This window comes from Maridesulfovibrio pacificus (SeqCode) (assembly GCF_048612815.1).
Classification (GTDB): Bacteria; Desulfobacterota; Desulfovibrionia; order Desulfovibrionales; family Desulfovibrionaceae; genus Maridesulfovibrio; species Maridesulfovibrio pacificus.
In genome coordinates, this window is sequence record NZ_JBLZNE010000001.1 from 2,444,550 (window position 1) to 2,468,768 (window position 24,219).

Sequence of the window (24,219 nt, forward strand, 5' to 3'; positions counted from 1 at the left end):
TCTGCACGCTTTATCTAAAAAAGGAGTTTTTTATGAGTGATAATCTGGACGATCTGCTTTCCAATATTCAGCAGCAATGCGATGACGCAGCACACGATATGTTCGGGAAGGAAACCTCCCGCTGGCATAACCCGACCTACGCTCGGACCATGGAAAAACCGGATAGCACCGGAGAAGTCAGGGGAAACTGCGGTGATGTCATCAAAATATTCCTCAAGATAGACAACAACACCGTCAGTGAAGCTTCTTTCTTCACCACCGGATGCGGCCCCAGCATTGTCAGCAGCGACATGGTCTGCGAACTGTGCATGGGCAAAAGTATTGACGCAGCATCAGAAATCGACGGAGAAGACATCCTGGAAAGACTCGGCGGACTGCCCGAAGACAAAACTCATTGCGCCCATCTGGCATCTTCTGCCATGCAGGAAGCACTGGGAAACTGGTTACAAAAAAAATAACCCATACAGACTACAGGCTGTGCCTGAGAATTTCCTTGATCAGAGAGATCTTTTTGATGGGCTTGGGCAAAAATCCGCTGCAGCCTGCCTTGAAACAATCTTTCCGATCTTCCTCTCGGGCATTGGCTGTTAAAGCCACTATCGGTGTAGCCGGATATCCGTTTTCCCATTCGTAATCTCTGATTTCGCGGGTGGCATCAAGCCCATCCTTTCCGGGCATCTGGATGTCCATCAACACCAGATCAAAATTGTTTTCATGGTACATATTCACGGCTTCATCACCGTTAGTGGCATAGCGTAATCTGAAGGGAGTATCTTTAAGGAAAAACCCCAGCAACATTCGGTTGTTTTCCGAATCTTCCACCACAAGAATACGCAGGGGTTTAAGCTCGACTGTCTCTTGCCGATTTTCGGCCTCAATGGAAGATTCACCATAAATACCGAGCATTGCCTTTCGCAGGCCCCCACGAGTCACCGGCCAGTGCACACTTCCTTTCACACCGAAAATATTATTTATTTCAGGGCTGTTACTACTAACTCCCGGCGAAGATGAAAGTGTACACAACACAGGATTTTCACTGTTGAGCCGTGCTTTGATGGACTCTATTTCACTCAATCCGTCTTCTTCGCCAAGCAGGTCGGATACAATTACCAGCTCGGCATTACTGCGGCAGGACTCACTCTGCACACAGGCAAAATTCAAATCGCCGGCTGCCATGCAATGTGCTCCCCACTCCCGCAGGCACTTACAAATATAATCCCGAACCTGACCCCGTTCATCAATAACCAAAACCTGACGGTCCTGCATTGCATCCTTGATCAGCCCTGCATCTTCTTCAATCTCATCAATGCTGCCAAGCTCAATATCAGTGCGAAATTCAGCTCCTCCGGATGAAACATTACGAACATTGATATGACCGCTCATAAGTTCCACAAGATTACGGGTAATAGATAGCCCGAGTCCTGTTCCACCGTATTTGCGGGTTGTAGAAGAATCAGCCTGTACAAAATTCTCAAAAATATCTTTGAATTTTTCCTCTGAAATACCAATCCCGCTATCCCGTACAACCATATTAAGCACAGTCTTTCCCTGCGAACCGGGAGCGGAAGAAATCTCCAGCACAACTGATCCGGAATCAGTAAACTTAATAGCATTGCTGAGCAGGTTAACCAGAATCTGTTTTATCCTTGTCGGATCCCCTTCAAAAAAAGCAGGGCAAAAGGGATCAACATGACAGGCAAAAATCAGATTCTTTTTCCAAGCACTTACAGACATGATGCCTGCAACTTCATCCACAAGATCATCAATATTAAACTTGGTATGCTCAAGGGTGAGTTTACCGGATTCGATCTTGGACAGATCAAGTATATCATCGATCAAGTTCAGCAATGCCTTCCCGGAATCCCGGAAAATGGAAACATAACTTCTTTGTTCGGAGGTCAGTCTGGTATCTGAAAGCATATCAGCCATACCCAGAATTGAATTCATGGGAGTCCGTATTTCATGGCTCATCTGGGCTAAAAATTCACTTTTAGTCCGGTTGGCAACCTCCGCTCTTGTCATAGCCTCCTCAAGTTTCTTGAGAGTATCGGCCATATGTGCAGAGTTGCGCTCTTCAATTTCTTTGGCTTTCAGCAATTCAGCGGCATAATGCTGCAGCTCTTCTTCATCCCTTTTACGATCCGTCACATCACGAACAACACTGAGCAAAACATCTTGTCCATGATAGGAAATTCTCCGGGAACGCACATCGGTGTAGACAATCTCACCGGACTTAGCCACAGCGGGACACTCAAACTGAAGGGAGTTGTTGCCCGCGAAAATGCTGTTCATGAGACCACGCAAACTTTCCCGTTCATACGGAGGAACAAGCTCAAATACAGTCTTCTTTAAAAATTCATCACGCCCATAGCCGAGAAAATCAGCTCCCCCGCTGTTAACCCGTAGAAAAAGACCGTCCATATCGGTTATGCAGACCAGATCGTCAACATTATCAAAAAAGAACTGATACTGTTCCAGACCACGGGTCCGACGAAGATTTTCCAGCATGGAAGAAAGAGCCTTTCCAAGTGCGTTTATTTCTGAAATGCGACTGTCGCGATCAGGGATATCACCCTCTTGTCCTTTGGAAATATCCTCGGCAGAAGCAGTAATTACGCGTAGAGGACGGGTGAGTTTACTGCTCAAAATAAGGGAGACCACGATACAAAGTCCTAAAACGACACCGAACAAGGGCAATAAAAGCCAAAAAGTACGCTTTAATGCATGATTAAACCTTGCATCGGAAACAAAATAAGCCAACCCCGGCACCAGTTCACTACGATACAAAACCCCCTGCTGCTCTTTTCCTATCCGGACTTTTATAAGTTCTTTGTTCTCTGAAGATTCACCCATAGTCAAAGAAAGGACCTCTCCGGAAATAAGGTCATAGGTCTTACCCTGGTCAAAGAGCACCATCCTGCTTTCATTGGAATTTTGAAATGCAGTCACTATCTCTGATCTGGAAAAATCAACAAGACAGGCAGCACTTCCCACAATCTCGGACCTGCTGCGAATAGGAAGTGAAAACACGGTCATAAAACCTCCATCCGAAACTCTGCAAAAAGAGCAACGGTGAGGAGAGTTTTCTAACGCACTCTGAATAAAGGGTTCATCAAAAGGTCTGGGTGAAGAAGTAAAAATTCTGCCATCATCTTTACGGAGCACAAAAAAATCTATTCCCAATGGGGCTTGATCATATTCTGAGAGCTTTTCGGAAAGCGGGTAGTCCACCCCCATCATTATGGCAACACGAATAGAATTATCCTTACTCAACTCTCCAAGGCGCGCCATTGCGCGATGAAGAAAGCTATATAATTCAAGACTGGCTTCCTGACCCTCTGCTCGCACCCGATCATGATATTCATTCTTTAGCGTGCTAAAATAGCTGTAAGAAAAAACACCACCCATAGCGAGGGCGGTAACAATAGCCATTCCACAGATTGCGGCAGCCACTAGGGTTGAAAGCTTGTAGGAAGATATATTTCTCATTTCAGCAACGCGAATTTCAGCTATTTGTATACAACATCAGCAGCCATCAAAATATCGGCGGGAATTTCCATGCCCAACTCTTTTGCCCGCTTGAGATTAAAAACAAGGGCATAACGCTCAGCTTCTTCAACCGGAATCTCTCCGGGAGAAGTTCCATTCAAAACAGTGGCAACCATTGCACCTGCCTGCCTTCCCATAGCAATAAAATCGACTCCGGCCCCTCCAAGCATTCCAAGGCGGGCAAAAGCATAGTTAATTGCTATTCCCGGAATGCGGCAATTGGCCACAGTCCATTTAATAATCTCAGTAGCTGATCGACTCTTGCCGGTTTTATCTGTCAATAATGTCGCCGCCGGATAAATGGTCCCGATATTCGAGTCGGAACAGGTCTGCCCCAAAATATCCACGTATTCTTCCCAAGAAGCTGCAATACGTATTTCAAATTCAATACCCAGCTGACTCCCGGCTTCATCTATCTCCCGTCGCAGCTGTTTAAGAACTGCCTTTCCGGTAGGGGATTCATCTGAAACCAGCAGCATTTTCTTAAGCCCCGGCAGGATTTTCTTTTGCACCTTGCAGGCATCAATAAAATGCAGTTTCTCGTATACTCCGGTAATATTATGTCCCGGAGCAGAACGGGAATCCATCCATTTCACTTTTCGATCATAATCTTCAGGCTGACCGTTCAGGCCGGAAAAAACTATATTAATATCACTGTCCACAAGCTTGAGGCCGACAGTCCTGAACGCATTATCATCCAACAGGACAAGAACATCGGGCTGGATTGAATCGACTTTTTCCAGAACTATTTCTACCTGTTTTGCAATGAGTTCAGGGGTATTATTCACCTTTTTAGTACTCATGGCGTACTGATGGACAACTAAGTTTTCGCCTGCAACAAATCCCGCGTTTGCAAGACGTTCCACCACACCTTGATGCTGAGGATCGCCGCAAATATTATCCAGACCGTAACTATGGACAATCATGATACTCTTTGTTTCTACTTTCCCTGCCACTGCCGTGCTGCAAAAAAAGCAAAATATCGTAAACACCAAAAGTATTTTCTTCATCATATCTCCACAGTACAAAACATCCTTTGGACATAACATTAAATTGATTGCGGAAATACTGTATCATTTTTTCAACGATCCAAACAGTCAAACATCCCCTCTTTTAAGTTATTGGATCAATCAGAAAGTATCTCTTGCAAGTAAAAAAGAACCAGACACCGGATAATGATCAGATGCTGCAATGGTATCAATCACCTCTGCTGACTCTAAAACTAACCCATCAGAGTAAAAAAGGAAGTCATAACGGTGCTTGCGCTCCTCAAAAGTAAAATTCTTGTGCAACACTTCAGCTGATTCTTCCGGGCCGCTCAGAATTTCACCGATCCCGCCTAAATTTTCTCGGAATTGATTAATGAATGGCGGTTTGCTGAGATCCTTTTCCGGGATTGGGGTACCTCTGATATAAGCTTGAAAATTAAAATCGCCCCCGACAAGATAATCTACATCCCGGCTTTCTCTATTTATCCATTCAGCAAGATATTCTGCCTGCGCCACTCTTGCCGCACGATTCCAAACGCAAAGATGAACATTGTAAATATCGACACGCTTACCGGCCACTTTAAGCTCAACGCGCTGCATGGTCGATTTCCAAAGCAAGGGGTAGTAAAAAATATTCAATATCCGGTTTTCAAAATTTGGCTTACAGGAAGTCTGGGTGTATTCATTTGAGGCAATGGGAAATTTTGAGAGAACAACCGTGGCCTTGGTTATCTTACGCTCTTTGCGCAAGGGGAAATACATATCCCAATCCACCACCGGAGCGGCATATCCCCATCCCAACCGCTCCATAATATATTGCAGTTGGTTCATGTACCATGATCGCTTGGAATCAAGGTCAACTTCCTGCAACAATACGATATTCGCATCTTCTTCCCTGACCAGATTGATGAACTTATCCAGATTAGCCGTAAAAAAATCTTCAGGATGCTCATCTGCCAATGTGTGTTGCATCGGACCGGCAGCAAATCCCAGATTATAACTCAGTACTTTTAATTTATCGCTATTTACTTCTTCGGCTTCAGCATCATCGTTGAACTTAAGGATCTGCCCTTTTCGCAAATCACCTATCCGGTAGACCGGATTGGTAAACCACTTGATCAGGAAATACCCGGAAACAAGGATGAACAGGAAGGCAGAAATTGAGATGAAAAATTTAAAGAATGTATACATAAATCTCCCCCATACCCCTTAAATCAGTTAAAATATCGTAAACACTGGTTTGAATTTCATCTCCACCTATAATGCAGTAAACTGATCTACATATATATAAACTAACACACAACAACAAATTTACTCATTCAAACAAAGAAACTCCCCTGCATAATTTCAGCAGGGGAGTTTTCTTACTGTCCCTCCGGATAATAAAGAGGGCAATTTTTTCCTTCAATACGAACCAGTCTTACCGGTACCGGCTCCGCAATTTTCTTAGGTACAAAAGACCGGTAAACATCATATCCTGAATTCAAAAGCAGCATGCCACTGAGCAGGATCAGGCCCAGCGCAAGGGTATTCCTCATACGCAATCCTCCAGCAGGAATAAATTTCACCTTTGCTGTTACAAGCAAAAATCGGTCCTGCCGGACAAAGAGCTTTTATTCTAAGGACAACTTAGAACCATCACCTCAGTCTGGGACTTTTTTGCCCTCTTGAGCTTCCGGCCACAGGTATATTCCACGTATAGATATTTACCTTTGCCGGGATAAGGATCACCGCAAATGGTATTACCTACAATGACGCGACATTTATTTTTACCGTTGCATTCTTTTGCCAAGGCTTCTTTTGCATTGCAGAAATATTGTTTGTAGCCCAGCTCACCCTCAAGCTCAAAACTTATATTCCCATATTTAGCACTCTCTATTCGGATAGCATTTTCCGGTAAAACACCTTCTGGCATATCGTGAGAATTACCGTATTCAATAGACTTTACATCTTTTTCGGAAATAGGAACCTCTACAACCTTTCCATCTTTAAGGGTGATCTTCATTTCAGCCTGAAGATGAGGTACACAAACAAGTAGGCCAGTGCCCAGCAACAGAACAATAAAAACCATGCGAAACATAAATTCATCCTCCAATCACGATTTAAAGCATTGCCAGCATAGCGTAAAATAACTTCCAGTAAAACCATGGAGTTTCATTTATGAAAATATTCATCGCCACCATAGTCATACTCTGGCTCGCATTATCTCCTGCAACAGCTCAAGACATAGAACACCTTAAAGATTTAAAACGCCCCCGCTATGAGGCAATATTTCCGGAAAGAGCTAAAACGGAAGAAACAACGCAGCAACCAGCCCCGCAAAACAAGGCTGAAGTTAAAGCTGAAAACGAGACCCGCTTTGCAGGAACATTTAAAGGGAAGGTAACTGTCCACTACAAGGGGAAATTAGTCACGACAGAAGCCAAACTCCATATTGCTACAGATAAATCTGAACGGAAAAACCATTACGACAGCTACATTCTCCCGATGATAGGAGATTACCTTGAATCTACATGGATGCTGGATCAGGATGAGGTCCGTAGATCAGTGACGATATCCGGAACTACGGTCTACGTAACAGATATAATCGAATATAAAAGAGGCGGTAACTCTCAAATCAGGACCCTGGTATTCTCTCCGGATTACTCGGCACTGACTTTCTTGAAAACTGAGTTTGACGACTCCCTTTCTAACCCGGCTACAGGTCAGATTATCGGAAGATTCACAAGAATTGAAGACTGAATGCCCCCGGCCAGGGTGTCAGGGGATGACCGGGGGCATAACTGGGGAAGAGGCTGGTACATTTTCTTGAGATATGCATGAAGTGTTGTTGAACTAAAAATAGCAGAACCTGCGAACAAATCATGACATGCAGGTTACGATTCACTGCAATTTCAGTGTTCTTATCCGCTTTCAAGCTTCCATTAATTTCAATTTAGGATGCGCGGTGGATCTTGAAAAACAAATGCTTTTACTCCATAATCAAATTTAATAAACGGAAACTGAAATACGGAGTTTAGAATGTATATTTTGAAAAAAGGTCAAGAGAACAAATTTCAGGATCTTATCCCACTTGGTGAAACAGACTGGCCGGAAGAAGTAAAAAAAGAAATCTGCGATTTTTTCAAAACTGCCGGGGTGGACGACCCCATGACCCAGAAACTGGTAGAACCGGGCCTGCAAGGCTTCCGACATAAAGACCACAACGAAGAAATAGACTGGGATGATGTTGTTGCTTATTTCAAATATGAAGCCCTGAGCGTGCTGATCATGCATGACGATAAATTCAAGGAAAAAGCGGAAGAACTCTACACGGACTTTTTCGCCAACCACAAATTCAAGGTCTGGAACAGAGACTAATCCGAACTGCAATAAAATCAAAAGCCCCGGTAATCCTATACGGATTACCGGGGCTTTTCCAATCCATATAAATATATCTAAGCTTAACTATCTACACGGGCAGGGAAAATTCGATTCCGAGTCCCCTATTAAGAGAAGCCAAGGCATTTTCAGCTCCATCCCATCCAGCAGCACATTCCGGGCTGAGGCTTACGGTCAGAACTTTGATGACACCGCCATCAAGAGCTTTGCGTAATTCAGATCCCCAACCTTTAATATACTCATCGGTAAAAAGCCGATTCATCTTTCCGTCAGCCATGCGTCCGAAAAAATAATCCAGATCAAGGTTAAAAATCCAGCTACCCTTCAATTCTCCAAGCGCTGCAGGAAACTCCCAAGGTTCATAGGCAGCGTAGCTGATAGATTGCGGAGCCGAACCTTTACCATGAGTGGCAAACGCCCAGTTTGAAATTCTTTCTCCATACTTTTCGATGAAGAGACCAAGGTAATTATCCCAGCGAAATAGCGGTGTAACAGCAAAAAAGTCATTGTCATACCCGCACTCAAGGTATTCATGGATACCGAAATCTTCAAATTCAGCATGTGGAAAATGAGAATAGTCCTGCGCTGAAAACAAAGCGTCGAAGTGACGATCCACATGGAACAGGTTCAGTTTCTCACCCTTTTTCAAACTCTCCATCCAGCACCAGAAAGCAGCGCGGTGGTTATCCATTATGAATATATTCTCTTGCTTCCACAGGAAATTGAGTTTGATAGCTGTGGAGTGGTTCCGTCCCTGAAAATCTACAATCCATTCACCCATTATTTACCTCCGAAAAATCAAGCATGATGCTACGAAACACAGAGTGTGTACCAGCCTGCCGCGTTCCGGTCCAGCCTGCACAGGATTGTCCAGTGCAAACACATAGCAAAAAGGGCGGCAGATTGCCCCCGACGGACAATCTGCCATGATGATGAGAGATGGATTAAGTGTGTAGATGAGACGGTGCTGTCTTCCGGCAGGCAACAGGGGAGAAGCCCGCAGAAAAATAAAATATATATATGCCAGTCAGAAACGACCGCAACTGTTGCCCTGGCTGTAAAGCAGAGAAGTCTGCCCCGCCCGGCAAAGAATTACTTGAGACTATTTATATCAAGCGGAGAACCGCAGACCGGACAGACCCTGATGGTCTTGCCGAATGTATTCCCCATAACCCAGAAACGGGTGAACCATGCTTCGTCCTTTTTGCTGTGGTACTGGACCATAACCCTGTTACCGCATTTGCAAAATCTTTCCTGCATGACCGACTCCTGTTTCGTGAATTCATCTGGATTGAAATCCGCCTTCCCGGCGTGCCCTTGCCATGTGACGACTCCAATTAACCACAACAAAACATTCGTGTCAACTTAAAATAAACAACACACAACAATTTCTCCACCTCAAGTTAACTTCCACTAAATTGAAGGCAAAAAAAAGCCTCCCCAAAGGGAGGCCTGAAAAAGCAATATTCAAATAAATCTAATGATACTCGCGGGAAACCCAGACAACCTGCCCAAGAACACGTACATTCTCAAGCTCATCACCGCCAAGATAAATGGGGGAATAATCTTTATTGTCACTATGCAGGACAACCTGCCCGGGGCGCTTTTCCACCCTTTTAACCATAACAGTATCTTCAACTCCTACGGCGTAAATCCCCCCCGCAAGAATATCCTTGCGGGACTGGTCCAGCAGTACAATGTCACCTTCTTTCAATTCAGGCTCCATGCTGTTGCCATAAACTTCCATTAAAACCATATCGGAAGGATTGCCTTTGCCGCCGATCCAATCTTTACGGAAGGCATAGAAGCCCTCGATTTCACCGCCGGTTTCAAAGGATCCGCCACCAGCGGAAAGACGCGCTGCCACTTTCGGTATGCGAGAGAATTCATCTGCAAACTCCACAGCATTAACTTCCGGACGCGGGGAACCCAAACCGGACTCAAGCCAAGTGGAATCCAGATTATAGCGCACGGAAAGCTCAAGAATCCAGCGCGGGGGAACTGCACCTTTCTTCTTAACGAGAGAGACTGCCGCCCTGCCGACTCCCAGTTCACGAGCCAACTGGGCCTGAGTGGAAATATCTGTATGTTCTTTCAGTCTTTCAAAAAATGAATCGAAATCTTTAGCTTGCATCGGCACCTCAAATTAACAACTGTTTAACGCAAAAGTTCATCTATACTTAACATTCACAATTCGATATTGCAACTATTTTTATAAACACAGAAAGCTTTCAAAAAAAATTCGTTTGTAGTAACGTATGCAAATAGTTAGGGGATATAGTCTTTGGAGAGCTTGATGAGTAATGACTTGATTGTTAAAAATCTAGCTACAGAATACGTGGAGCATTTTGAATTCGACTTCGGTGATGCCGGAGTTGAATTAACATTGCTTGATGATGCTCCCATGGAACTGAAGAAAATGATTACAGATATCTGTGGTAGAATTACACCGGAAAATCTGGTCAAAGTTTATGAATCCCTTAACGCAATTGCCGAGGCTGACGATATCTACGCCTGTGAAATTGACGAAAAAGTGTGCGAGCTAACCCTGTTCTGCAAAATTGCCCGCCGCATTGAACAGATCGCCACCCGCTGAATTTAAGATTACAACACAACATAAAAAAGCCCGCTCAATCAACGATTGAGCGGGCTTTCTTTATTATACAAACTTCTTGTAATCCTCAGCGCCGGAGACAAGTGAAAGATTCGCTTCCAGCAACTCAAGGCTGACTGATTCCAATCGAACAGTAATCTTCTGGCCCAAGCGGAAAGCATGTCCGGTGCGTTCACCGACAATCATCTGGCGATCCGACCAGAAAGTGTAATAGTCATCACCAAGCGAGGAAAGACGGACCATACCTTCGGCCATGACCTCCTGAAATTCCACCCAGAATCCGAATTCAGCAATAGAAGAGATGACCCCGGTAAATTCCTCGCCGACCTTATCCTTAAGGAATATGATGGTCAGTCGCTTGAGAATTTCGCGTTCTGCTTCCATGGCTGTACGCTCGGTTCCGCTGATGGCGTTACCGATACGACCAAGTTGCTTCTGTCCGGGAATAGCCTGATGCTCGTCACCCAATGCTACTTTCAAAAGCCGGTGCACCACGAGGTCGGCATAACGCCTGATCGGTGAGGTGAAATGGCAATAGCATTCAGAAGCCAGCCCGAAGTGTCCTTCGTTATCCGGCTCATACTTAGCCTGCTTCATGGAGCGCAGCAGCAAACGGCTGACAATGTATTCCTGATCCGTGCCTTCAGAATCTTTAATCACAGCCTGCAAGGTTTGCGGGGTGACCGGATCAGGAATCTGCTTGCTGATCCCGATCTTGCGCAGCACTTTGAAGAGGTTGGTCAGTTTTTCTTCATCCGGTCCGGGGTGCACGCGGTACAGACATCCGATTTCCTTTTCAGTCAGGAATTCCGCTACAGCCTCGTTGGCAGCGATCATAAATTCTTCAACAATCTGGTGCGCAAAGTTTCGGCAACGCGGACGAATATCCACGGTACGTCCCTGCAGGTTAAAAAGGATTTCCGGTTCCGGCAGATCAAACTCAAGGCTGCCCCGGGCATTGCGCCGCTTGTTAATCTTACGGGCCAGTTCTTCGCAAAGCTTCAGCATGGGCAGCAGCTCACCGAGACTTTCCTGCTCTTCCTTTTCGCCGAGAATCACTCCCTGATATACCTGTTCATAGGTCAAGCGTCCCTGACTCCTGATCACTGCCGGGGCAAATGAAGAGTTCACAGGCGCACCTGATTTATCAAATTCAATAGTCGCGGTCATTGCCAGACGGTTTACGTCCGGGTTCAAACTGCACAGCCCGTTACTCAGAGCCTCTGGAAACATGGGTTCCACGGACTTGGGAAAATAGTAGGAGTTACCGCGCTTCAACGCCTCACGATCCAGCGGGGATTCCATTGCTACATAATGGCTGACATCCGCAATTGCTACCCGCAAACGGTAGCCACCCGCTATCTTTTCCACGAAAACAGCATCGTCAAAGTCTTTTGCGGTAGCACCGTCGATAGTCACAAAAGGAATATCGCGCATGTCTTCACGGTCTGCAAAATCTTCTTCCACCGGCTCATCAGGCAGAGCATCAGCCACAGCCATAACCTTGCTCGGAAAAGCAGTTGGGATACCATGGTTAGCCTTAACAATAGCTTCCTGTACAATGGCATCATCTTCATCGCCGAGCATTTTCAGAATACGACCTTCCCAAAGCGAAGGATTAATCTGCTCTCCGGGAGCCACCAGCAGGATGTCCCCTCTTGATACACGGGAGAAATCCACTTCCGTATCAACGGATTCTGCCGGATAAACTTCCCTGCCGTTATCATCCAGAACAGGCTCAGTAACCACGGCTTCATCTGGTTCCACCACAATACCGAAATCCAATCGAGGATCAGTGGGATGGCAAAGCAGCGCAGTGCCGCCCATGGGACGGATTACGCGCACCGGGAAGACCTGCTTGCCACGTTCAAGCACCCGAACCACACGCCCTTCTTCACGTTTACCGCCCCAATGCGAACCGGTAATTGCCACGGTTACTCTGTCGCCGTGCCATGCATCACGCAGGTTCTTGGTGTGGATATAAATATCCTTACGTTTCTTATCGTCCGGGAGCAGAAAGGCTGCGCCGGAACGTTGGACCTGCAGCTTTCCGGTAACCATATTCATCTTCTCAACAACACCGTAAGAACTGCCGATCTTGATAATTTTACCTTCGCGGACAAGGTCTTTCAGTATGTCTTTAACGAATTTACGATGCCGCTTGGTCAGTCCGAGCCTTTTCTCCAGCTCGCCTAAGGATAAAGGTTTGCGGCTTTGCTTAAAAACATTCATAGCCTCATAGGGCTTGATCATGCCGGGATTTTTGGATTTTCTTTTTTTTCCCATTTCTTTTCCTATTTGATGCGCTATCGCGCTTTATTATGATTTGATTTTGCCTCCGGCGGCTTAAACCCTTTTGCAAAAGGGTTTAAAAATCCCAAAACCTTTTAATAAGCTTCGCTGTGTTTACTTTGGGGAGGCGTAGTATTCTTATTCATTAAATGCGTCGATTAATATTTGTTTATTCCACCACTTATCGAAGGGAGCTTCTTCTGTATCATCAAAAAATATGGCTTCTCTAAATTCCACTTCCAAATCAATTACGTAAAAGTCTTCACACCCGAGTTTAGTCAGTTTTACAGCGTCCTTGGGAGTGCAGATAATCCGCTTAGCACCCACTGCCGCCGCTTTCCTGCGGAGCATTTCCTCATCCTGCACAGTGTAAGCATGGTGATCTTTAAAAATTATGAATTCTTCCGGCGCACGGCCCATGTATTTGGCTGCATCCTCACGCAGAATTTCCGGCTTGCCGATCCCGGCAAAGAGCAGATATTTATCACTACCGAAATGAAGCCGCTCTCCCCCGCCGAGAAGCTTGAGCCCTTTAGCTTTCAGTTCAAATTGAAATACGGGTTTACCGAACTCAGCCAGTTTCTGTTTTATCAACGAGCGCATACTTTTAAAAGTTTCCGGCCCGCTTTTCACAAAAAAAACATCAGCCCGTTGCAATGCCTGCTTACTCTCCCGCCATGTGCCCCGTGGAATAACCTTATCCCAGCCTGCTGTAAGATCATCGGGTGTAAGCAGTACGAAATCCAGATCACGCTCAACCGCCATATGCTGGAAACCGTCATCAAGCAGCATCAGTCCCGGCTGAAATTCCTGCGTAGCCCAAGCACCCGAACGTTTACGCACAGGATCAACCACAATCTTCGCCTGCGGGTTGTCATTTGCCAGCATGAGCGGCTCATCCCCGGCCTCACCAACCGGGCTAAACCGATTCACCAGATACGGTAAATGCGCGGGCTTGGCCCCATAACCACGTGTCAGCAGCACTGTCAACAAACCCTCGCGCTCCGCCCACTTGAGCAGCCAGTCCGCAACAGGAGTTTTACCGCTCCCCCCGGAACCTATATTGCCTATGGAAATACAAGGGCATTCGGGGCGAAAAAGCTCATATTCTCCCTGCGCATATTTTTCCGCACGACGGGCCATAACCGCTCCATATCCTTTTGAAACGGGAGCGAGAACGGGGCTGAGAATTTTCTGAGCCTTAAACAGCAGGGACACGGCAATCTCCTTGGATTATACACAAAAAAAGCACGCTCAAACCCTACTGGGTTTGAGCGTGCCTGTAAATGTACAACTTATCTCAACTACTCGCGGTTACCCATAAGGCGGAGCAGGAAGATGAACATATTGATAAAGTCGAGGTACAGGGTCAGCGCGCCAAGGATGGTACCGCGTCTTACTGCGGTTGCATCATCAGCAGGAATGTACTCGCCCATATCCTTGAGCTTCTGGGAGTCGTAAGCGGTCAGGCCTGCGAAGATGAATACACCCAGAACAGAAATGGCAAAAGTCATGGCAGAACTCTGCATGAAGAAGTTCACCACCATGGCAATGAGGATACCGAAAAGCCCCATCATCATGAAAGACCCCATACCGGTCAGATCCTTACGGGTAGTCAAACCGTACAGGGACATAGCTCCGAACATTCCTGCGGTAACGAGGAAGGTCTGGAAAATAGATGCCGCAGTGTAGGCGATCAGGATAGTGGATAGGGTCAAACCGTTCAGTGCGCTATAGGCCATAAACAGCCCGGTGGCTGCACCGGCGGACAGTTTGGAAATACGCATGGACAGATAAAACACCAGACCGATTTCGCCGATGGCCGCAACCCAGAACAGCATGGTCGGGGCAATTGCTCCGGTTTCGGGATTCTGGGCCAGCACGAGGTTCAGCACTGCCGGGGTGGAAAGGGTTACCCATGCCACGGCGGCGGTTGCCAACAGGCCCGCGCTCATCCAGCTGTAAATGCCGCGCATAAATGCATTAAGGACTTCCGGTCTCGCGCTAACGGAACCGGCTGCACCGAATCTACTCATAGTTAATCTCCTTGAATTCTTTTTTAAGAACGAACATTCCTGTTCGCGTTTTTTTATATACTTTCAGAGTATAAATAAACAGCTTAAGGCCTACAGGCAAGGTTTTTCGGTCGATTTTCAGCGGGGCAAATACTCCCGACTAGTCCCGGATATACTTTTTCAGCACCGGAACAAACCCGGTCATAACCAAACCGATAGCCCCGGTAGCTACTCCAATCTTCAAAAACAGATCATCATAAATATCAAGAGACTGCAACGCAGTCACCCCATGCTCCGGAACACTGGCCATAGTCGCGATCTCTCCACCGAGAACCATCGCCACAGATTGGAACATGAACCATGCGCCCATCATAAATCCCATGGACCGTTCCGGGGTCAAACGGGCCACCATTGCCAGCCCGAGGCCGCTGACCAGCAGTTCGCCGAGACTCTGGAACCCATAACTGAGAACCAGCCAGTTACCGGACACAAAACCATTGGCATCGGCCTGATATCTGGCAACATAAGCCAAAGTCATGAACGCCGCACAACACATGAGCATACCGAGCGCAAATTTTCCGGGCAGGGATAAATCCTTCCCAGCTCGATCCAAACGGGCATAAACCACCGCCAACACCGGACTGATGGCCATAACCCAGAACGGATTCAAAGCCTGAAAAGAAGCTGCTTCAACCGGAACACCAAAGATATGCGGATCCACATTGCGGGCCGCGAAAAGGTTAAGAGAGGTCGGCATCTGCTGATAAAGGGCAAAGAACACGATAGCCTCAGCCATAAGAATCAAACAGATAATCAGATTGGCTTTTTCATGCTGTTCTGCGCGCAAAATCTCGCGCACATAAAGTACCGCCACCACCACAAGGGCGGCGTAAAGCAGTTCATGAGCAAGAGTAAGATGAGTCAGCAACACAGCCGAAAGACTTGCAATGGCAGCGGTTCCGATCAGGGTAAGCAGCAGTTTCTTCATATTCAGCGGTTCAAAATCAGCCTCAGAACCGACCGGATCGAGAATAGAACGAAAAGCAATATAGTTACCGATAGCTATAAGCATACCGATGAAACAGACAAAAAAACCTGCGTTCCAACCATAATGCTTTTGGATAATCGGACAGAGCGACATGGCTGCGAAAGAACCGATATTGATGGCCATGTAATAAAGCGTAAAAGCACCGTCGACACGCGAATCACCCTTCTCATAAAGCTTGGAAACAAGCGCGGAGGGATTAGCCTTGAACAATCCGTTCCCGGCAATGATGATACCCAGTGCCGGATACAGAAATTTTTCGCAGTCATACCCCAGCAGCCCATACCCGGAAGCAAGAACAATAGCTCCCAGAAACATGGTCCTGCGGTTACCTAAAATTTTGTCACCGATATAACCGCCAGCACAGATAAAAGCATAAACAAGAGCCGCAAAAGCACTGAAGGTCTGGTCTGCCAGATTGTCAGAGAACCCCAGTTTCTTGACCATAAACAAGACCAGAAGCGCCTGCATTCCGTAGTAACCGAACCGTTCCCACATCTCCACGGAGAAGAGCAGATAAAATGGCTTGGGATGGCTGAAAGCACCGCTTGAACTCTGCGACATCACGAACTCCTTATTCTGGACAGCTTGGTATTTTATTTCGCTTTATACGACAGATAAGGATGAAATGCGAGGATGAGTAAACACAAGCTCCGAAATAGGACACCAGAACTTACCAAAGACAGTCTCCTCTCACAGATATTCCGCCAATAAACCTAACATAACTTATATAATTTACACACAAAAACTGAATGTTAAGACAAATTAACACTTGACTTAAATTTAAATTATAACATAAAGACTCACCAAACCTTCAAACTGAAAAGGAGAATCAGAATGGAACTTAGTGCTCGTAATCTCGTCCCTGGGAAAATCAAAGAAATTACTGTCGGCATGGTAAACGCTGAAGTTATTATCGAAGTTGCACCGGGAGTTGAAATTGTCTCAATCATTACCAAGAATTCTGTAGAAAGAATGGGACTCAAAGAAGGCGAAACCGTAAAAGCCATGATCAAAGCAACAAGTGTCATGGTAGCTAAATAGCTATAGCTGATGCTTTGATCTGCCCCAAAAAAAAGGCCTGCGGAAAAGAATTCCGCAGGCCTTTGCATTTTAAATTATAAAATGATCTTAGCTGGTAAAGTCAAACCACCAGCGCCCGAGACTCAGACAAACAAGAACTGCGCCTTCCAGACGAGAAACCTTCCACCCGGTACGGATGAAGAAAAGCACCAGTGCGACCATCCCGACCAGTACGGTAAGTCCGGGCATGGCATCCGGAGAAACTTCAAGCGGACGCAGCAGACAAGTAAGACCTAGTACGCCTGCGAAGTTGAAAAAGTCACTTCCGATGAGGTTACCGAGCAGCATTTCATTACGGCCCTTGAGGGAAGCGGCAAGACAGGTCACCAGCTCCGGCAGAGAGGTTCCGGCAGCAACGATGGTCATGCCGATAACCCAGTTGGATACACCGAAATGACGGGCTATTTCCGAAGCTGCGTCAACCATAAACTCACCGCCAAGTGCGATGCCGATAAATCCTGCCAGCAACTTAAGCCAGTCTTTTGCGCTGATCTCGCTGCCGTCCTCTTCTTCCACCTCCGGAACAATCCCGGCCATGGCATTGGCTGCCCTTTTGCTGTGCACCAGCAGATAAGCAATGTAACCACCGAGGATCGCCAGCAGCATAAGACCGGCAGAACGGTCCAGCATATCAAAATAGGCCAGCCCCAGAATGAGCGCGGTGGTGAAAAGCAACAGCGGCGTATCGCGCATTGCCAGCGATCTGTTGGTCGGCAAAGGCTTTATCAGAGCCATCAGCCCCAGAATAAAACCCAAGTTGAAAATGTTAGACCCGACAACATTGGAAAGGGAAATATCAGAAAGTCCCTTGAATGCTGCTGTGGCTGTAACCAGAAATTCCGGCGCAGAAGTACCGAAAGCCACAATAGTCAAGCCGATTACCAGATCAGAAACCTTGTATTTCTTCGCAATCTTCGAGGCAGACTCAACAATCCAGTCCGCTCCGAACCATAGCAAGAAGATACTCAATACAAAGAAAAATGTATTAGAAAGCATGAAAACCCTTTTTGATGCGCATCGCGCTTTTAATGTGAGATTTCGCCTCCGGCGGCCAAAGGGACTAAGCCCCTTTGGAATCCCTGAGGGTTGACTTTAGTTTGTTAATTCCGGGACAGGATAACAGTTAGGTGCCGAATGCAAAAGTATTTCCGGCCAACTTTACTATACAAGACGGCGAAGGCATGTCTAACTATTCTGCTTCCCGCGTTCTTTTTTCCATTCTTTAAGACCATCAAGAGTAGGGCGAACAAAAGATGTTTCGCGGTTGGGCATTACCTTTACGATCATCTCGCCTTCGGGCCCGATTATGGACACGTGAATTTCCTCGCCGGATTTAACAGCCTTGGGCGAAAAGGATGCGGTCATGGCTGCTGCATCGAGTACGTCCTGCTGATTCCATTCTTCATCGCAAAAAGAACGCCCTATGCTTAAGGGACCGGGGAAACCGCGTACCTCGAAAAGATAGTCTTCGCCTTCGTAAAGGTCTTCAATGCGCTCATTGTCATTGCTGTTACGCCCGACTACCAGCATCTTGTTTCCGGCCCAGAACTGACGTCCGGTAGTTGCCAGCTGGAAGGAATTCACATCCGCTTCAGTCAGACGCTGCAAAAGCGGAAAATAGCGTGCTGCATTTTCCTGCTCGGTAAGCTTACAGCCGCCTGCGGGAGTGGGAACTTCTGAGAAACCATAGTCCTTGGCCATCTGAAGCTGAATTTTGCGGCCTCGCCCGAAAATATTGGGCAATTTCTCGCGATCTACCAGACCGGATCTTTCCACAGCGGTCTCGGGCTGAGAATGGGCACAAAGCGGACGAAGCAGGATATCACCTGTTTCCGAGCTATTACGGATGGCGTTTAAGACAGGCGGACGCTGGGACATGGGACGCTGCCCGGTCACTTCACCCGAAATGATGAATTTTGCCCCGAACTCTTTCATGAGAGTTTTAGCGTGGCTGATCATCATGATCTTGCAATCCACGCAGGGGTTGACCAGCTTCCCCATGCCGTGATCAGGCACGTCCATCATCATCTGAATATATTTTTTGCTGATATCCACGGGCATGATCTCCACGCCGTAGACTTCCTGCCAATGTTCTATCTTCTCAGGATTACCGAAAAAAGGCGTAACAAAGTGCAGACCAAGAACCTTGAGTCCCTGATCCTGAATGACCTTGCAGGCCAGTATACTATCGAGGCCCCCGGAAAACAGGGCCAAAGCGTCATATTGTTTCTTCATGGGGCGGCTGTACCTTCATTTTATGGAAACCGCAACAAAATCCGTACCCCCGAATCCATTGCTTTATCAATGAGTGTTTGATATGGAAATCACTTGCCTGCTGTGTCGAAAATTCGAAACAGACAGGCAGGAGGACGATAAACGCATCCCGGACGCAGGTGTTGCAGCATTTTATTTAGGTGCTCACAACTCCGGCCTTGCACATGTGACAATAGACAAGAACAGGATACGTTGAACGTCCAACATTATATGGAGATAAAATGAGCAAGAAAAACGCAAATCCCGAAGACCTCCGCAAGGCAGCCCTGAGTACAGCCCTGACAACCATCGAGCGCAAGTTCGGTAAGGGCTCTATCATGCGCCTTGATTCTGAAGCCTCACACAATATTCCGATAATCCCCACCGGGTCCATCAGCCTTGATATGGCTCTGGGCATCGGCGGTATTCCAAAAGGCAGAATAACCGAGGTATACGGCCCGGAATCTTCCGGTAAAACCACACTGGCCCTGCATGTTATCGCGGAATGCCAGAAACTGGGCGGAACCGCTGCATTTGTTGATGCGGAACACGCTCTTGATGTGAAATATGCCAAAAGACTCGGCGTAAACACCGACGAACTGCTCATTTCCCAGCCTGACTACGGTGAGCAGGCCCTTGAAATCACCGACCTGCTAGTCCGCTCCGGAGCAGTAGATATCGTTATTATCGACTCCGTTGCAGCACTTATCCCGCAGGCTGAACTTGAAGGCAACATGGGTGAAACCCAAGTCGGCGGACAGGCACGACTCATGTCACATGCCCTGAGAAAACTGACCGGTACCATCCATAAATCCAAGGCCGTTGTTCTGTTCATCAACCAGATCCGTATGAAGATCGGCATGACCGGATACGGCAGCCCGGAAACAACTTCCGGTGGTAACGCTCTTAAGTTCTACTCTTCCATTCGTCTGGACATCCGCAAAATCCAGACCCTGAAAGATAAGGAAGAAGTCTTCGGTTCACGCACCCGAATCAAAATTATTAAGAACAAAGTTGCACCGCCGTTCCGTGAAGCTCTGGTTGATATCCTTTATGGAACAGGAATGTCCCGCGAAGGCGAACTCCTCGACCTAGGCGTAGATCACGGTATCGTGGATAAATCCGGCGCATGGTACGCCTTCGGCTCCGAACGCTTGGGACAGGGTAAAGAAAATGTCCGCCAGTTCCTCGTGGAAACTCCGGAACTGCGACAGCAGATTGAAGATAAACTTCTCATCCACCTCGGCATGAAAGAGGACCCCGATGCGAATGTAGACGAGAAGGTTGACGAACAAGGCCCGACAGAGTAAAGCCTGTTGGCCCAGCTTAAATTTAATGAACCCCGTTTCGGCGGGGTTCTGAAATAAAACCGAGAAGAAATAACTCTTTTCGGTGATATAGCTATTACGGAGACAGCCCATGAAGGCCAGTGAAATCAGAGAAAAATTCCTTAAGTATTTCGAAAAGAACGGTCACACAATCGTAGACAGCTCATCCCTCGTTCCCAAAGATGACCCGACCCTGCTCTTTACCAACGCGGGTATGGTTCAGTTCAAGAACACCTTCCTCGGTCAGGAAAAAAGGGATTACGTAAGAGCTACCACTTCACAGAAGTGTCTGCGCGTGGGCGGCAAGCACAACGACCTCGAAAACGTAGGTCGTACCGCACGCCATCACACCTTCTTCGAAATGCTGGGTAACTTCTCCTTCGGCGACTACTTTAAAGAAGACGCCATTAAATTTTGCTGGGGCTTTCTTACTGAAGAATTAGGGCTGCCCAAAGATAAACTTTACGTTACCATTTACACTGATGACGATGAAGCCGATGAACTGTGGCAGAAAGTCGTTAACTTCCCGGCTGAGCGCATTTACCGCCTCGGAGAGAAGGACAACTTCTGGTCCATGGGTGATACCGGCCCCTGCGGTCCCTGCTCCGAAGTCCATATTGATCAAGGCGAAGACATGAGCTGCGGGCCCAACTGCGGCATCGGCAAATGTGACTGCGACCGCTACCTTGAAATCTGGAACCTCGTGTTCATGCAGTACGACCAGGACGAGGAAGGCAACCGCGTACCCCTGCCACGCCCCTCCATTGATACCGGAATGGGCCTTGAGCGCATTACCGCAGTTTGTCAGGGTGTACAGTCCAACTTTGAGACCGATATTTTTCAGCCCATGATTCAGGCTGTAGCCAAGAAGGCCGGAGTTAAATACAAGGAAGACAGCGAAATCGACACTGCACTGCAGGTTATCGCGGACCACTCCCGCTCCATCGCCTTCCTGATCACCGACCAGATCCTGCCTTCCAACGAAGGTCGCGGATACGTACTGCGTCGTCTGATCCGCCGCGCTTTCCGTTTCGGTCGCCTGCTCGGCCTGACCGATCCTTTCCTGCACGAGACAACCTCTATGGTTGTTGAGCAGATGAGCGGACAGTTCCCCGAACTGCTCGACAACAAAGATTTCATGGCCCGCATGGTCAAGGAAGAGGAAGAACGTTTCAGCCAGACTCTTGACAAGGGTCTGATCATCCTCGAAGAGGAAATGGAAGAGCTGAAAAAAGACGGTAAAAACCTCATTTCCGGTGAAACCGCCTTCAAACTCTACGATACCTACGGCTTTCCGCTGGACATCATCAACGATGTTGCGGAAAAACAGGAGTTCGAAGTTGATGAAGTAGGCTTCACTGCTGCCATGAAAGAGCAGAAAGACCGCGCGAAAGCAGCATGGAAAGGTTCCGGAGAAAAGAACTCCGGCGCTATTTTCCGTCAGGTTCTGGAAGCTGGACTCAAGAACAGCTTCACCGGTTACTCCGAGCTGACCACTGAATCACGCATCGTCAACCTGCTTTCCGAAGAAGGCGAACACCTTGAGCGTATCACTCAGGGCAGCGGCGGCTGGATCATCACTGCTGCGACTCCCTTCTACGGAGAATCCGGCGGACAGATGGGCGACACAGGTGCAGTAGGCACCCTTACCGGTAATGCAGAAGTGCTGGAAACCGTAAAGGCTTCCGCAGACCTTACCGCTTCAAAAGTTTTCGTAAGCGAAGGCGAACTGCTGCTTGAGCAGGAAGCCAAGCTTGAAGTCAGCCCTGAAACAAGGGTAGCAACAGAGCGTAACCACACAGTTACACACCTGCTCCACGCTGCCCTCAAGAAAGTTCTGGGCGACCATGTTAAGCAGTCCGGGTCACTGGTGGGACCTGATCGTCTGCGCTTTGACTTCACCCACATTGCAGCCATGACTCCCGAAGAAATCGGGCTGGTTGAAAATGAGGTAAACCGTGCTATACTGGGTGACACTCCCGTAGTCGTTCAGGAAATGAGCAATGACGAAGCAGCCACCAAAGGCGCAACCGCATTGTTCGGTGAAAAGTATGGTGATGTTGTCAGAGTTGTTGAAATTCCGGGTGAATCCATGGAGCTTTGCGGTGGTACTCACCTTAAGGCAACCGGTGAAGCCGGAACCTTTGTAATTCAGTCCGAGTCCGGCGTTGCTGCGGGTATCCGCCGCATCGAAGCCGCAACCGGATGGAATTCACTCAAATTTCTGCAGGAGCAGCGCGCCGAAGTCGTTACATCTTCAGCAATGCTCAAAGCAGCACCAGGACAGCTGGCCGATAAAATTGCGGTTCTGCAGTCTCAGGTGAAGGAACTTACCAAAGCCAACGACAAGCTTCAGTCAAAACTGGCTTCCGGTGCAGGTGCGGACCTGATGAGTTCCATAGAAGAGATTGGCGGAGTAAAAGTTCTCGCAGCCAAACTCGAAGTTACAAATGTCAAAGCCCTGCGTGATCAGGCCGATGCTCTGAAATCCAAAATGGATTCCGGCATCTTCTGTCTGGTAGCACAGGTTGATGACAACAAAGTTTCCCTGATTATCGCCGTGACCAAGGACTTGCACGATAGATTCCAGGCAGGCGCATTAATCAAACCCGTTGCGGCTGAGGTAGGCGGTGGTGGTGGCGGCAGGCCCGATATGGCGCAGGCCGGTGGTACCAACCCCGCTGGTATTGAAAAGGCATTCGCAACCCTTAAGAAACTGGTTGCAGATTCATAGTCTGAGAAAAAGGGACTTTTAAGCTTGACATCCAACAGTCAAAGTTTGTATACATCCCCTTCCCAGATTTTATGCAAGGAGCATTTCTAATGAAAACATATATTCCTAAAGATGAAGACATCAATCGCGAATGGTTCGTAGTTGATGCTGAAAATATGGTTCTCGGTCGCCTCGCAACCCAGATTGCCAACAAGCTCAGAGGAAAAGACAAAGCAATGTTTACTCCTCATGTTGACACTGGTGATTTCGTCGTCGTTCTCAACGCTGACAAAATCAGGGTTACCGGTAACAAAATGGATCAGAAGACTTACTACAAGCACACCAACCACCCCGGTGGTCTGAAAGAAAGAACTCTCAAGGTTATGCTTGAGAAGAAGCCTGAAGTAGTCATCGAAACTGCAGTCCGCGGCATGCTTCCTAAAAACCGTCTCGGCAAGCAGATGATCAAAAAGCTGAAAGTATACGCTGGCACCGACCATCCGCATACTGCACAGCAGCCCAAAGTACTGGAATTCTAATTAAGGGTGGAGCAATAAAATGAGTAAAGATTTCAATTACGCTACTGGCAGAAGAAAAAACGCTGTTGCCCGTACCCGCCTTTATGAGGGAACCGGTGCAATCACCGTTAACGGTAAACCTTACGAAGATTACTTTCCTCGTAAAACCCTGCAGATGATCGTTCAGCAGCCCCTGAAACTGACCAAAACCCTCGGCAAGTACGACATCAAAGTCAACGCTGACGGCGGTGGTGTTGCAGGTCAGGCACAGGCTGTAAGACACGGTATCTCCCGCGCACTTATTGAGATAGATCCCGAACTTCGTGCGATCCTCAAACGTGCCGGTCTCCTGACTCGTGATGCTCGTAAGAAAGAGCGTAAAAAATACGGTCAGCCCGGTGCTCGCGCAAAATTCCAGTACTCCAAACGTTAAGAAGTA

The 24,219-nt window shown here is 47.4% G+C and carries 24 protein-coding genes; 10 read left to right on the forward strand and 14 right to left on the reverse strand.

What is annotated here, in order from left to right; genetic code table 11:
* Window positions 1-32: 32 nt before the first annotated feature.
* Window positions 33-458 (forward strand): iron-sulfur cluster assembly scaffold protein, encoded by a 426-nt coding sequence (locus ACNI23_RS11360; RefSeq protein ID WP_420248780.1) that lies wholly within the window; start codon window positions 33-35, stop codon window positions 456-458.
* 10 nt (window positions 459-468) lie between these two features.
* On the opposite strand, the gene ACNI23_RS11365 is transcribed toward ACNI23_RS11360, so the two are convergent.
* The 5 genes from ACNI23_RS11365 to ACNI23_RS11385 all read right to left on the reverse strand — a co-directional run bounded on the left by ACNI23_RS11365 (window position 469) and on the right by ACNI23_RS11385 (window position 6,618).
* Entirely contained in the window at window positions 469-3,489 is a 3,021-nt protein-coding gene (locus ACNI23_RS11365; RefSeq protein ID WP_420248781.1) for a response regulator, read from the reverse strand.
* 20 nt (window positions 3,490-3,509) lie between these two features.
* Window positions 3,510-4,505 (reverse strand): ABC transporter substrate-binding protein, encoded by a 996-nt coding sequence (locus ACNI23_RS11370; RefSeq protein ID WP_420248783.1) that lies wholly within the window; start codon window positions 4,503-4,505, stop codon window positions 3,510-3,512.
* 174 nt (window positions 4,506-4,679) lie between these two features.
* Window positions 4,680-5,729, reverse strand: coding sequence for an endonuclease/exonuclease/phosphatase family protein (locus ACNI23_RS11375; protein ID WP_420248785.1), 1,050 nt, complete (start codon window positions 5,727-5,729; stop codon window positions 4,680-4,682).
* Between the two features lie 173 nt (window positions 5,730-5,902).
* Window positions 5,903-6,076: a hypothetical protein gene (locus tag ACNI23_RS11380; RefSeq protein ID WP_420248786.1), complete on the reverse strand. Its 174-nt coding sequence runs from the start codon at window positions 6,074-6,076 to the stop codon at window positions 5,903-5,905.
* A gap of 80 nt (window positions 6,077-6,156) precedes the next feature.
* Window positions 6,157-6,618, reverse strand: coding sequence for a hypothetical protein (locus tag ACNI23_RS11385; RefSeq protein ID WP_420248788.1), 462 nt, complete (start codon window positions 6,616-6,618; stop codon window positions 6,157-6,159).
* A gap of 80 nt (window positions 6,619-6,698) precedes the next feature.
* On the opposite strand from ACNI23_RS11385, the gene ACNI23_RS11390 reads away from it, so the two are divergent.
* Window positions 6,699-7,280 carry a hypothetical protein gene (locus tag ACNI23_RS11390; RefSeq protein ID WP_420248790.1) on the forward strand — a complete coding sequence of 194 codons (582 nt, stop codon included), beginning with the start codon at window positions 6,699-6,701 and terminating at the stop codon, window positions 7,278-7,280.
* 279 nt (window positions 7,281-7,559) lie between these two features.
* Entirely contained in the window at window positions 7,560-7,898 is a 339-nt protein-coding gene (locus ACNI23_RS11395) for a hypothetical protein (RefSeq protein ID WP_320174455.1), read from the forward strand.
* Window positions 7,899-7,989: 91 nt separating this feature from the next.
* Here ACNI23_RS11395 and ACNI23_RS11400 read toward each other — a convergent pair whose 3' ends face one another.
* The 3 genes from ACNI23_RS11400 to ACNI23_RS11410 form a co-directional block, all read right to left on the reverse strand.
* Window positions 7,990-8,700: a peptide arginase family protein gene (locus tag ACNI23_RS11400; protein WP_420248792.1), complete on the reverse strand. Its 711-nt coding sequence runs from the start codon at window positions 8,698-8,700 to the stop codon at window positions 7,990-7,992.
* Window positions 8,701-9,011: 311 nt separating this feature from the next.
* Window positions 9,012-9,179: a hypothetical protein gene (locus tag ACNI23_RS11405; protein WP_015852978.1), complete on the reverse strand. Its 168-nt coding sequence runs from the start codon at window positions 9,177-9,179 to the stop codon at window positions 9,012-9,014.
* A gap of 217 nt (window positions 9,180-9,396) precedes the next feature.
* A complete protein-coding gene (locus ACNI23_RS11410) occupies window positions 9,397-10,053 on the reverse strand; it encodes a LexA family transcriptional regulator (RefSeq protein WP_420248794.1) in 657 nt (218 codons plus the stop codon).
* A 162-nt stretch (window positions 10,054-10,215) separates the two neighbouring features.
* Here ACNI23_RS11410 and ACNI23_RS11415 point away from each other — a divergent pair, with 162 nt between their 5' ends.
* Window positions 10,216-10,515 carry a hypothetical protein gene (locus tag ACNI23_RS11415; protein ID WP_420248796.1) on the forward strand — a complete coding sequence of 100 codons (300 nt, stop codon included), beginning with the start codon at window positions 10,216-10,218 and terminating at the stop codon, window positions 10,513-10,515.
* Between the two features lie 63 nt (window positions 10,516-10,578).
* On the opposite strand, the gene rnr is transcribed toward ACNI23_RS11415, so the two are convergent.
* The 4 genes from rnr to ACNI23_RS11435 form a co-directional block, all read right to left on the reverse strand.
* Window positions 10,579-12,819 carry a ribonuclease R gene (gene rnr / locus ACNI23_RS11420; RefSeq protein WP_420248798.1) on the reverse strand — a complete coding sequence of 747 codons (2,241 nt, stop codon included), beginning with the start codon at window positions 12,817-12,819 and terminating at the stop codon, window positions 10,579-10,581.
* 144 nt (window positions 12,820-12,963) lie between these two features.
* A complete protein-coding gene (gene lpxK, locus ACNI23_RS11425; protein WP_420248799.1) occupies window positions 12,964-14,043 on the reverse strand; it encodes a tetraacyldisaccharide 4'-kinase in 1,080 nt (359 codons plus the stop codon).
* An 86-nt stretch (window positions 14,044-14,129) separates the two neighbouring features.
* On the reverse strand, window positions 14,130-14,861 hold the full coding sequence (locus ACNI23_RS11430; RefSeq protein WP_420248801.1) for a Bax inhibitor-1/YccA family protein: 732 nt from the start codon (window positions 14,859-14,861) through the stop codon (window positions 14,130-14,132).
* 139 nt (window positions 14,862-15,000) lie between these two features.
* On the reverse strand, window positions 15,001-16,449 hold the full coding sequence (locus ACNI23_RS11435) for an oligopeptide:H+ symporter (RefSeq protein WP_420248802.1): 1,449 nt from the start codon (window positions 16,447-16,449) through the stop codon (window positions 15,001-15,003).
* Between the two features lie 273 nt (window positions 16,450-16,722).
* On the opposite strand from ACNI23_RS11435, the gene ACNI23_RS11440 reads away from it, so the two are divergent.
* The gene (locus ACNI23_RS11440) at window positions 16,723-16,929 is read left to right on the forward strand and encodes a TOBE domain-containing protein (protein ID WP_420248804.1); all 207 of its coding nucleotides are present in this window, start codon (window positions 16,723-16,725) and stop codon (window positions 16,927-16,929) included.
* A gap of 87 nt (window positions 16,930-17,016) precedes the next feature.
* Here ACNI23_RS11440 and ACNI23_RS11445 read toward each other — a convergent pair whose 3' ends face one another.
* Both ACNI23_RS11445 and ACNI23_RS11450 read right to left on the reverse strand, forming a co-directional pair.
* Window positions 17,017-17,964, reverse strand: coding sequence for a calcium/sodium antiporter (locus ACNI23_RS11445; RefSeq protein ID WP_420248806.1), 948 nt, complete (start codon window positions 17,962-17,964; stop codon window positions 17,017-17,019).
* A 189-nt stretch (window positions 17,965-18,153) separates the two neighbouring features.
* Window positions 18,154-19,203, reverse strand: coding sequence for a tRNA(5-methylaminomethyl-2-thiouridylate) methyltransferase (locus ACNI23_RS11450; RefSeq protein ID WP_420248808.1), 1,050 nt, complete (start codon window positions 19,201-19,203; stop codon window positions 18,154-18,156).
* A gap of 82 nt (window positions 19,204-19,285) precedes the next feature.
* Here ACNI23_RS11450 and ACNI23_RS11455 point away from each other — a divergent pair, with 82 nt between their 5' ends.
* From ACNI23_RS11455 to rpsI, 5 genes are all read left to right on the forward strand, one after another.
* On the forward strand, window positions 19,286-19,438 hold the full coding sequence (locus ACNI23_RS11455) for a hypothetical protein (protein ID WP_420248809.1): 153 nt from the start codon (window positions 19,286-19,288) through the stop codon (window positions 19,436-19,438).
* Window positions 19,439-19,463: 25 nt separating this feature from the next.
* The gene (gene recA / locus ACNI23_RS11460) at window positions 19,464-20,531 is read left to right on the forward strand and encodes a recombinase RecA (protein ID WP_420248810.1); all 1,068 of its coding nucleotides are present in this window, start codon (window positions 19,464-19,466) and stop codon (window positions 20,529-20,531) included.
* A 109-nt stretch (window positions 20,532-20,640) separates the two neighbouring features.
* A complete protein-coding gene (alaS, locus tag ACNI23_RS11465; protein ID WP_420248812.1) occupies window positions 20,641-23,283 on the forward strand; it encodes an alanine--tRNA ligase in 2,643 nt (880 codons plus the stop codon).
* An 89-nt stretch (window positions 23,284-23,372) separates the two neighbouring features.
* Window positions 23,373-23,801 carry a 50S ribosomal protein L13 gene (gene rplM / locus ACNI23_RS11470; RefSeq protein WP_420248814.1) on the forward strand — a complete coding sequence of 143 codons (429 nt, stop codon included), beginning with the start codon at window positions 23,373-23,375 and terminating at the stop codon, window positions 23,799-23,801.
* Window positions 23,802-23,820: 19 nt separating this feature from the next.
* A complete protein-coding gene (rpsI, locus tag ACNI23_RS11475; RefSeq protein ID WP_420248815.1) occupies window positions 23,821-24,213 on the forward strand; it encodes a 30S ribosomal protein S9 in 393 nt (130 codons plus the stop codon).
* Window positions 24,214-24,219 lie beyond the last annotated feature (6 nt).